The organism is Vicinamibacteria bacterium (assembly GCA_035620555.1).
Taxonomy (GTDB): Bacteria; Acidobacteriota; Vicinamibacteria; order Marinacidobacterales; family SMYC01; genus DASPGQ01.
In genome coordinates this window covers 1-10,320 of sequence record DASPGQ010000449.1, presented here as the reverse complement: position 1 = coordinate 10,320, position 10,320 = coordinate 1, and the positions used below count along the sequence as shown (strand labels likewise).

Annotated in this window: 9 protein-coding genes and 1 pseudogene; 3 read left to right on the top strand and 7 right to left on the bottom strand. The window is 62.0% G+C overall.

Annotated features, from left to right (window positions below):
• Positions 1-386, bottom strand: a 386-nt coding sequence (locus tag VEK15_18225) for an RNA polymerase sigma factor (GenBank protein HXV62642.1), incomplete at its 3' end; no start/stop codon positions are given.
• Between the two features lie 282 nt (positions 387-668).
• Between VEK15_18225 and VEK15_18220 the strand changes: the two genes are divergently transcribed.
• The 3 genes and pseudogenes from VEK15_18220 (at position 669) to VEK15_18210 (ending at position 4,297) form a co-directional block, all read left to right on the top strand.
• Positions 669-1,268, top strand: coding sequence for a hypothetical protein (locus VEK15_18220; protein HXV62641.1), 600 nt, complete (start codon positions 669-671; stop codon positions 1,266-1,268).
• A 12-nt stretch (positions 1,269-1,280) separates the two neighbouring features.
• Positions 1,281-1,700 (top strand): annotated as a pseudogene (locus VEK15_18215) (thioredoxin domain-containing protein).
• Positions 1,701-1,936: 236 nt separating this feature from the next.
• On the top strand, positions 1,937-4,297 hold the full coding sequence (locus tag VEK15_18210) for a protein kinase (protein HXV62640.1): 2,361 nt from the start codon (positions 1,937-1,939) through the stop codon (positions 4,295-4,297).
• A 3-nt stretch (positions 4,298-4,300) separates the two neighbouring features.
• Here VEK15_18210 and VEK15_18205 read toward each other — a convergent pair whose 3' ends face one another.
• The 6 genes from VEK15_18205 to mbhE form a co-directional block, all read right to left on the bottom strand.
• Complete coding sequence (locus tag VEK15_18205) at positions 4,301-6,025, bottom strand: Na(+)/H(+) antiporter subunit D (protein HXV62639.1); 1,725 nt, start codon at positions 6,023-6,025, stop codon at positions 4,301-4,303.
• A complete protein-coding gene (locus VEK15_18200; protein HXV62638.1) occupies positions 6,022-6,252 on the bottom strand; it encodes a hypothetical protein in 231 nt (76 codons plus the stop codon). Before VEK15_18200 ends, VEK15_18205 begins: the two co-directional genes overlap by 4 nt.
• Positions 6,249-7,769 carry a proton-conducting transporter membrane subunit gene (locus VEK15_18195; GenBank protein ID HXV62637.1) on the bottom strand — a complete coding sequence of 507 codons (1,521 nt, stop codon included), beginning with the start codon at positions 7,767-7,769 and terminating at the stop codon, positions 6,249-6,251. Before VEK15_18195 ends, VEK15_18200 begins: the two co-directional genes overlap by 4 nt.
• 6 nt (positions 7,770-7,775) lie before the next feature.
• Positions 7,776-9,230: a monovalent cation/H+ antiporter subunit D family protein gene (locus tag VEK15_18190; GenBank protein ID HXV62636.1), complete on the bottom strand. Its 1,455-nt coding sequence runs from the start codon at positions 9,228-9,230 to the stop codon at positions 7,776-7,778.
• A gap of 3 nt (positions 9,231-9,233) precedes the next feature.
• Positions 9,234-9,599 carry a cation:proton antiporter subunit C gene (locus VEK15_18185; GenBank protein HXV62635.1) on the bottom strand — a complete coding sequence of 122 codons (366 nt, stop codon included), beginning with the start codon at positions 9,597-9,599 and terminating at the stop codon, positions 9,234-9,236.
• Between the two features lies 1 nt (position 9,600).
• Positions 9,601-10,320 (bottom strand): hydrogen gas-evolving membrane-bound hydrogenase subunit E (gene mbhE / locus VEK15_18180; GenBank protein HXV62634.1); only part of this gene is annotated, 720 nt, incomplete at its 5' end.

Genomic DNA, 10,320 nt, shown 5'->3' with positions numbered 1-10,320 from the left:
CCGATGGCGCGCTCGAGCTCGAGACCACGAGTTCCCTCGGGGCTCCTGCCGCTCGAGAGCATTTGCGGAAGCGGGTCGGTGCGTGACTGCTCCTTGGCTCCGCGACTTCTCAAATGATCGAGGCAGCGGTTGACCGCGAGTCGGTGAAGCCAGGTGCCAAATGCCGAGCGGCCGGCGAACGTCGGGAGCTTGTCGTGAACCTGCAAGAATATCTCCTGGAGCAAGTCTTCAGCGTCCTCTCGATTCCTCAGCATGCGAAGCGCCAGGCCGAACACGGCCCCGCAGTGTTTCCGATAGAGCCTCTCGAAAGCCGCGTCGTCGCCACCGAGAATGCCTTCCACGAGGTCGTCGTCCTCGGCTCTACCGCGCTCGCGGTTTGGCGTCATTGGAGTCGATGGTGGCTCGTATCCTCTGGGTTCGGTCACGATATCGGTGCCGTCCATGAACCTCCCGCGACGCCACATCCGCCGCCGGTGAGTGAGACGGAGATTTCCCCCCAAAGGTTTACAACTTGCGTCGCTGGGACGCAACTTCTCGGGCCAGTGGCGCTTCCAATACGAACCGGGGCCGGGAAGCGGCGCACTTTTGGCGCGGGCCGACCGCACTCGTCTCGCGGGGGGTTCGCAAATGTGTTACGCTTTCAGACAAATACGAGGAGAGCTTAGATCATGCAACATGTGCTGCGATTCGCAGTGTTCGGCATGCTGGGCGCCGGGTCGGCCTGCGAAAACGCTCCCGCTTCCCAGCAAACGGTCGAGGCGGTCAGCGAGAGCGACGTGGTCGCGCGAGTCGGCGACCGAGAGATTACCCTCAAAGACGTGGATGCAAGGGCCGTTCAGACGAACATGCAAGCCTTCCAGCAGCTGTACGACGCTCGACGGCAGGCGGTCGATGACCTCGTCGCCGAGGCCCTCATCGCCGAAGAAGCGGCGGCGCGCGACCTCACCGAAGACGAGTTAATCGCGCGCGAGGTCACCGCCAACATTCGCAAGGTGGATGAGGCCGAGGTGGAGGAATTCTTCAATCAGAATCGCAATCGTCTCGGAGGCCAGAGCCTCGAGCAGGTAGGTCCTCAGATCAGGCAGTATCTCGAGGCGAGAAACGAGACTGTGGCACGCGCCATCTTCATTGAACGACTGCGAAGCGAGATGACGGTCAAGGTCTCTCTGGCTCCGCCCCGCATCCCCATTACGGTCGCGAGCGGCGAGCGAATGAAGGGGCCGGCGGACGCCAAGGTCACCATCGTCGAGTACTCCGACTTCCAGTGACCGTTCTGTGCGAGGGTCGGTCCGACCCTCGAGCAGATCGAGAGCACCTACGGAGACCGTATTCGATTCGTCTATCGTGATTTCCCCCTTCCCAACCATGGCCAGGCTAGGCCTGCTGCCGAGGCGGCGCTCTGCGCTCACGAGCAGGGCAAATTCTGGGAATACCACGATCGTTTGTTCGAGAACCAGAGAGCCCTGGGAAACGAAGAGCTGAAGCAGTACGCCGCGGACGTTCAGCTCGACACCGCGGCGTTCAACGCCTGCTTCGATTCGGGCAAATTCCGCGACGCGGTGCAGCGGGACTATGCCGAGGGAGAAGAGAAAGGAGTCAACGCGACGCCCACGTTCTTCATCAACGGGCGTTTCCTGTCGGGCGCCCAGCCATTCGATGCGTTCAAAGCCATCATCGACGAAGAGATCGAGAACGACTGAGGTATCGCGTTTGCGCGCGCCGGGCGTGGGGTGTTCCCAACAGGAATGACGCGTTTACCCACGCCCATTTCGGGACGCTAGACGCCGATGTGGGCGAACCCCATTGTGGATGGGCGGTTATGTTGCGGCAAACCCGAGTCGGATCGGCACGGTTCTTGCCTGTAATGTGAAACATGGATGTTCAGGCCCACACCTCGTCGCCCGAGGACGTCCCCGCGAACGAGGAGAGTGCACGGATGGAAACGATTCCGGGAGGACGTTACCACCTGGTAGAGCGTTTGTCGGCCGGTGCCATCGGCGCCGTTTACATGGGGCTCGACACCGTGCTCGATCGACCGGTCGCGGTCAAGAGCGTGCGCCTCGACACACCCTTTGCCGACCACAGTCCTGACGAGCTGCGCGAGCGATTCGTTCGGGAAGCTCGGGTTGCGGCTCGGCTCCAGCACCCCAACATCGTGACGATTCACGACATCGTTGCGACCGCGGAACGAGGGTACATCATCATGGAGTTCATCGAGGGACAGTCCCTCGAAGCTCTGCTGAAGTCGAAGAAGAGACTCCCTCTGTCTCTTTCCATTCGGATCATGCGCCAGCTCGCGAGCGCACTCGACTACGCCCACGAGCGAAATGTCGTGCACCGGGACGTGAAGCCATCGAACATCCTCGTCTCGTCCTCGTCGAGCGTATGGGTAACGGATTTCGGGGTAGCCAAATCCGAATTGTCCACGAATCTCACGATGGCGGGCGGCGTTCTCGGAACCCCCGATTACATGTCTCCGGAGCAGGCGAGAGGGGAAGACGTGGATGCACGCTCGGATCTGTTCTCGCTGGGTTGTATCTTGTTCGAATGCGCAACCGGAGAGAAACCGTTTCGCAGCCCGAGCTTGACCGGGGTGTTGCTGAGCATTATCAACGACGAGCCGGTCTTCCCATTGAACTGGAACTCTCTCGGTCTGCCCGTGGGGTTGAAGCCGATCTTGCATCACGCGCTCGAGAAAAAGCGAGACAAGCGGTTCTCGTCGGGCGCGGAGCTCGTCGAGGCTCTTTCACGCCTGCCGGCCGAGGATGTCTCGCGAGCCGACGAGCTTGCTCCCGAGGCGGGCGATAGGCCGGTTTCGAAGGAATCGGCGAGCTCGCCCGACCGGGCATCAGTGCCCCCGGCCGCGCTCGAGGTAGAGAGCGATTCGGACGCGGCCGCGAATGATACCCTGAAGGTCCCCGCGGAGCTCGCTCCTCCCTCGACGGATTCGAGTCCGCGAGCGGATACGAGCCAAGAAGCTGCATCCCTCCCGGAGAGAGATGTCGATGTCGCAGAGGATGCCAGTGCCGAGCTCCATGTCGGCCCGGCGCCAGACGTTAGCTCCGATGTGAATTCCTCAGCCGATCACGCTCCCGCGGCGGGCTCGAGCCCCGATTCAGGAGGAAGTGTCGCCGCCGCCTCTGATGCCAGCCCGAGACCCGACGGAAGCTCCAGCCTGGCGGGCGCCGTCGCAGCCGCCGGCGAATCGGTCTGGGCGGAAGTCTCGACCGAACGGGCCCCAGGTCCTGGCGATCGTGCCGCGAAGCCCCAACAGCCCGCGAGCGGTGTCCCCTCGATGGAGGTTTTTCCTGCGGAACGGGTCAACCAGCTGAAGCAGGACAAACGATCGCTCAAGTTGTCGCCGACACTCTCGGGCGAGCTTCACGGCGTAGAGATTACTCCGGAAGAAGGGTTTCTGCTGTCCCGGATCGATGGCGTGTCGCGTGCGTCCGACATCATGGCGATGAGCCCGTTGCCGGAGGCGGAGACGGCCCGCGTATTGTCCCTGCTGTTGACGAAAGGGCTCGTCCATCAGGGGGCGGCGCAGCCACCGCCACCCGTTTCTCGGGCTTTACCCACCAACGTGCACGTCAGGGTCGATCCGTCGGTTGAGCGCGAGATCGATCACCTGCTGGCCCTCGCCGCCTCCGGAGATCACACCGGTCTTCTCGGCATCTCGATGGACGCACCGGCACCGGATCGCAAGAGCGCCTATCTGAGGCTTGTGGGGAAATTCCATCCCGACAAGTTCTCCAGCGTGACCGATGAGGCCTTCAAGGGCAAGCTTTCGAAACTCGTGTCGGCGGCATCTCAAGCGGTTCAGGCACTCGCCGATGCGAAAAAGATGGAATCGGCTTTGCCACCGACCTCGCGGGCGCCGTCGAAGGAACGCCCACGAGTCCAGCCGGTGGCCGAGGACACCAAGAGCTTCGACAAACGACATTATGCCCGCACGCTCTACGACCGAGCGTTGCGTGCCTTCGATCTGCAAGACTTCTGGGAGACGATCCAGCTTTGCAAACAGGCAATCGCCGCCGACGACAGCGAAGCGCAGTACTACTTTCTCCGCGCCCGGGCGCTCATGCAGAATCGGAAATGGCGCAAGGACGCGGTGAAGGACCTCCGGAAAGCCGCGGAGCTCGATGCTTCCAACCTCGAGTACCTGGGAACCCTCGCGGCGGTTTATCAAGCGGAAGGCTTGAACGCCCGAGCGGCATCGCTCTTGAAACAGGTCCACGCGATCGACCCGGAATATACTCCTCCCGAGCTCGACGGCGGAAGCTCGACAAAACCATAATCGCTAAGGTCCCGTGCCGAGCTGGCGCGCCAGGGCTGCAAGCGCCAGCGCGGTGAAGTAGACGACGATCCAGAAGACGGTTACGCCGATAGGGGAACGAAACCGGAAGGGGTCCGATTCCTCGCGAATCTCGGTGGTGCCGGCCGCCCCCAGCATCGACCTTGCCTTCTCGACGATCGCGCTCCCCAGAGATTGAAGCTCGGCGCCGGCGCTGCGGGACGCGGCAACCACCGCAGAAACGACGCTCTTGAGGGGACGCCGATAGATCCAGTCGGTGTCCAGGCTCATCGTTGGCTCACCGCCGAGCTTCGAGAGGAGCAGGAAGAACGCGATGGCGGTACCCAAAAGGAGCTGTATCGAGGACAGCACGTGGTCGAGAGTATAGGGGTGATAGTCGGAGGCGTAGGGAAGCACCCGGTAGAGCAACGAAGGCGCCACGCCGAAAGCGGTGCAGAGCAATGCGGCGACGCCCATGCCGACGAGCATGTTGAGCGGCAGGGGAGCGATGTCGATCGATTTCCGAGGGCCAAAGAACGTGAAATACGGGAGCTTGAGTCCGGTGTGAAGAAAGGTGCCGACGCTCGCCAGAGTCAGCAGAAGCTCGACGACGGGTCGGTGAGATTCCATGGCGGCGGAGATGACCATGGACTTGCTGATGAACCCGTTGAACAGAGGGACCCCGGAAATGGAGAAGGCTCCCACGGTGTAGAGGAGAACCACGAGCTTCATGTCCGTCGCGATGCCACCGAGGTCGGTCAGCTTACGCAGGCCGGTCGCGTGAAGCACCGCGCCCGCCCCCATGAAGAGCAGCGCCTTGTAAAGGATATGGCTGAACGCATGGGCCGTCGCGCCGTCGAGAGCCAGTGCCGTGCCCATACCGACGCCCGCGACCATGTAGCCCACTTGGCTCACGATATGGTAGGCGAGAAGTCTGCGGATGTCGTTCTCGAGCACGGCATAGACGACGCCATAGAGCGCCATGACGACGCCGGCCCCCACGAGGATGTCCGCGCCGGGGAAGACGCGTATGAGCACGTAGACGGCGGTCTTCGTGGTGAAGGCGCTTAGAAAGACGCTGCCGGTTACGGAAGCTTCCGGGTAGGCGTCCGTGAGCCAGGCGTGGAGCGGCGGGATCGCGGCATTGACGGAAACGCCAAGGAGAATCAGCCAGAAAGCGAGCGGGTCGGTCGGCGCGACCGTCAAGGGCTCAATCTGGAGCGAGCCTCCCCCATCGAGAAGGACCAAGATGCCGGCAAACAGCAGCGAGCCCCCCGAGATGTGCACCAGAAGATACCGATTGCCCGCCGCACCCGACCGAGAAGACCGCCCATTCCAGATGACGAAAAGCGATGAGATCGCCATGAGCTCCCAGAAGACGAATAACGTGACCCAGTCGCCGGCAAAGACGACGCCGAGGGAGCTTCCGGCATAGGCGAGCGTCGCCACTGTTTCGCTCCGGCGGTCGAGATGCAGCGCATAGATGGCGCCGATGAAGGCGACGAGCGCGAAGACGAGGCCAAATACCAGGCTCAGAGGGTCCACGTGGAGCAGCGACAGCCTATAGTCGCCGAAGTTCACATCCAGCCTCGACGAGAAGTCGAGTCCCGTCCACGAGAGCAGGGCGATAACGGAACCCAAAACAACGACCACGCGTCTCGTCCCGCTCGCCGTGAGCGCTGCCAGAAGCGCCGTGATGAAAAGAACGAATGCCGGGTGGAGCGCTGTCAATTCTCTTCCTCATCGTAGTAGTTCTCGTCTCTCTGGAGGAACGCGTGACCCAGCCATTTCGAGACGAGAACGATGACGGCGCAGCCTAAGAGGCCGTAGACGAAATCGAACGAAGGGAATCGATGCCAGGGGAATTCCGTGTGAGCCAGATGAGAGAAGACAATCTCGAGGGCAATGGTGATGAGGAGGATGGAAGCCGCGGCCAACCAAAAGGGGCGGGGACTCACTGGGAACCTGCCGCGAAGAGAATCGGACCTGCCTCGGTGAGACCTTGGGCAGCAACGAAAGCGAGGCGATACAAAGACAGCACGAAGTCGGGAGCGACGCCGAGAACGATCGAGAATACGGCCGTCAGCGCGAGGGGAATCCAGAGAGCGGGCGACGCTTCGTCGAATCGAAACCGCCCCGCCTCGCCCCGGAAGAAACCCGCGTGGACGATGGGAAAGAAATAGGCGAAGTTCAGAAGACCGCTCACGACGAGGAGCGCGAGATAGGCGGGGGCTCCCGCCTCGAGGGCTCCGAGCCCGAGATTCCACTTGCTCACGAATCCCACGAGAAGAGGCATGCCTGACAGCCCGAGTGCGCCCAGAGTGAATGCCGCGAACGTGACCGGCATCGAGCGACCCAGCCCCCCGAGCTCGGCGATGTACTCCTTGTGGGTCCGGGTGTAGATGGAGCCCGCGCAGAAGAAGAGCGTGATCTTCATGAATCCGTGCGCCACCATGTGAAATATCGCTCCCGCAAGCGAATGGAAGGAGCCCAGAGCCGCACCCAAGACGATATAGGAGAGCTGACTCACCGTCGAGTAAGCCAGCCTTCTTTTGAGATGATTCTCACCAAGCGCCCGAATCGATCCGAAAAGTATGGTGAAGCCGGCGGCGAGCGCGAGAACGACGTCCATGCCGAGCTCGGAAAGAAGGTCCACACCAAAGACGAATCCGACGATTCGAAGACATGCGAACGTTCCCGCCTTCACCACCGCCACCGCATGAAGGAGGGCGCTGACGGGCGTGGGTGCGACCATAGCGGCGGGAAGCCAGCCGTGAAGTGGCATGATGGCCGCTTTGACCCCGACACCGGCGATGAACAGTACGAACAGCAACGAGAGCGAGAATCTCGAGCTCGTGCCGCTCAGAAATCCCCCGGGCTCGAACGCGGCTCCCGGAGCCAGGTTTGCTGTCCAAAGTACGGCGACCAGCAGCGCTTGGCCAGCGACGAGCGTATAGACGAGGTACTTTCGTCCGGCGGCGATCGCTTCGACGGTTCGTCGGTGAACCACCAGAGGATAAGTAGCGATGGTGAGGATCTCGTAGAAAACCACGAATGTCACTACGTTGGCCGCAAAGGCGATGCCGATCGTGGCGGACAGACAAACTGCGAAGCTGGCAAAATACGTCGTCTGATGCCGGTAACCTCCGCTTCGCATGTAGCCGATCGAATAGATCGAGGTCACGATCCATAGCACCGACGCCAGCAATGCGAAGACCATCCCCAGTGCGTCGGCCCTCAGATGCAAGGAGTAGCCCGGCACGAGATCCCAGGAGCTCGAGTCGATCACCTCGCCGTCGAGCACTCGCGGCAGCATCGAGAGGACGATTGCGAATTTTGCGACCGCGGCCGAAAGGGTTACGAACTCCCTCGCGTTCGCGTGATTCCTCAGAATCCAGATCGCGACCACGGCGAGCAGTGACACCGTCAGCGCCGCCAGGGGCCGGTTGGCGACGAAGAAATCGATGATCGTCATGATTTACTAGGGAAGCCCCGGTGCGAGCAGCTGGTTCGCCACGGTTTGGTTGAAGACTCCGAGAAGCACCACGCCGAGCGCCAGAGCGACGATCGGAATCAACATGGAGCTCGGAAGGTCTCTCGTCGTGGCGGGTGCGGGCTCGTCGCGCTCCATCAAATAGGCGCGTTCGATGACGCGGAAAAAATAGACGGCTCCGAGCAAGCTGGAAAGCAAGAGCGCCACGAGAAAGGGCACGTGACCGGTCTCGACGGCGGCGAGAGCGAGGTAGTACTTGCTGAAGAAGCCGGCGGTGGGCGGCAGTCCGATCATGGAAAGAGCCGCCGTCGTAAAGGCCGTCATGGTGATGGGAAAGCGTTTGGCTACACCGGTAAAGTCTTGGATCCGGAAGATGCCCGCTTGCCACTGGACACCGTTGACCGCCATGAACAGGCACCCCTTCATGACGGCATGGTTGACGACGTGCAGCAAAGCCCCGATGAGGGCCAAGGGGGTGCCGATCGCGACACCCATGATGATGTATCCCATTTGGCCGATACTCGAGTACGCGAGCATACGCTGCACGTCCTTCTGCGCCACCGCCATGAGCGATCCGGCGACAACGGCGAGGGCCGATGCCCACCCGAGGAGCATCATCGGCTCACCCGGCGCGCTCCCCGCCCGGAAGACGAAGTACAGGATTCGGTACAGGGCGTAGGCGCTGACCTTCGACATCACCGCGGCAACGAAGCCGATGACCGGCCCGGGCGCAAACGTGTAGGCGTCGGGAAGCCATCCGTGGAGGGGAAAGAGCGCCGCCTTGATCGCGAGCCCGATTACGATGAAGGAAACGCCCACGAGAATGACCGGGGAGTCCGGGGGCACCTCGAGCCTCGCGGACATGTCCGCCATGTTCAGAGTTCCGGTCACGGCGTAGAGATAGCCCACGCCGATGAGGTAGAAGCTCGCCGCCACGGTGCCGACCAGCAGGTAGCGAAACGTCGCGACCACGGCGCGGCTTCCCCCCGTCGCCAGGAGCGCGTAGGCGGATAGAGAGGAGATTTCGAGAAAGACGTAGAGGTTGAAGAGGTCGCCCGTCACCACGATGCCGAGCAGACCGGTGACGAGCAGGGAGAAGACGCTGTAGAAGATCCCCGCGCGCTCGTCGGTCGCGGTGCTCAGATAGGCTTCGCTGTAGATGGCGCCGAGAAGCCCCATCGCCGAGACGAGAACCGCCATCACGCCGCCGAGAGGGTCGATGACAATCTCGATTCCCCAGGGAGGCTCCCAACCGGCGAGATGATAGTGCCAGGAGCCCTCCGCCAAGGCCCGAGAAAGCGCAAAAGCCGAGCAGACGAGAGAGATTCCCAGAGCGAGCCTCGTGACCCCCCGGGCGGCGGCCGCCGATGCATAGGCGATCAGGGGACTCGCCAGAGCGCTCAGCAAGGGAGCCAGCACGACCAGAATCGGAGCGTGCCTCATGAATTATTTCAGCTTCTTCAGCAGCTGGTTTTCATCCAACGTGCCGAAACGGCGGTAGATTCGAACGAGGAGGGACAGGGCTACACCGGTCGTGCTCACGCTGACTACGATGGCGGTGAGCATCAGGGTGTGGGGCAGCGGGTTGATGTAATCCCGGGCGACCGGACTTTCGTCATAAGCCCGTTCGATCGGAGGGGTGGCGCCGTCTTTGTACCCGAGGGTGATGAAGAAGACGATGACCGCCACCTGCAAAATGTTCATCGCCATGAGCTTTCTCACGAGATGAGGCCGTATCAGAATTCCGTAGAGGCCGACGAGAAACAGAATGGAAGTCAGGAAATAATCCATCGAGCTCCAGAGGGTGTTCACGTCACTCCTCGGCCCCGGTCGTGAGAGCATCGAATATGAGAACGAGTACGGCAGTGACTCCGAAGAAAACGCCGACCTCGATTCCAAGCGAGCCCAACTCCCGCAGGTGGCCTCCCTCGTAAGGAATGGGAAGACCGGCGTAATCGAGGAAATTCCTGTCGAAGAACAGGCTGACGAGACCGATGGCCGCGTAGAGCCCCACGCCGGCGCTCGCGATCACCAGCATGCCCCTGAGACTCATTCCGACCCCTTCGGCGCTTCCTCTCACGAGCCGGACGAGGATCAAGGCTGCGGCCAGAATGGTTCCGCCTTGGAAACCGCCGCCCGGACTCGTGTGCCCGTGCACGACCACGTAGACGGCGAACAGGACGAGGAAGGGGATCAAAATGCGACTCGTGGCGTCCAGCACGTCGCTGCCGAAGGAGTAGTCCATGTGATCCCGGGGTGCCGCCTCCTCGCCGCGAACCCGAAAGGCGCCGAGGATGAGCAGACAGGCGAGGCCCGCGGTGAAGATCACGACCGTTTCACCCAGCGTGTCGTAGCTCCGGTAATCGGCGAGCACGGCGGTGACCATGTTGGTGGCTCCGGTCTCCCGGTAGGCATTCTCGATGTAACGCGGAGAGACATGGATCGAAGCGGGGGAGTCGGGCGAGCCGACCCGGGGCAGTTGTCGGCCAGCGTAGAACAAGACGGCTCCCGCCACCAGGAGCGGGAGGGCGGC

What these genes read in the sequence shown, in the direction of transcription:
- VEK15_18220 (HXV62641.1), top strand. Translation starts at nt 669, where the DNA reads ATGCAACATGTGCTGCGATTCGCAGTGTTCGGCATGCTGGGCGCCGGG.
- VEK15_18210 (HXV62640.1), top strand. Translation starts at nt 1,937, where the DNA reads ATGGAAACGATTCCGGGAGGACGTTACCACCTGGTAGAGCGTTTGTCG.
- VEK15_18195 (HXV62637.1), bottom strand. Translation starts at nt 7,769, where the DNA reads ATGACGATCATCGATTTCTTCGTCGCCAACCGGCCCCTGGCGGCGCTG.
- VEK15_18190 (HXV62636.1), bottom strand. Translation starts at nt 9,230, where the DNA reads ATGAGGCACGCTCCGATTCTGGTCGTGCTGGCTCCCTTGCTGAGCGCT.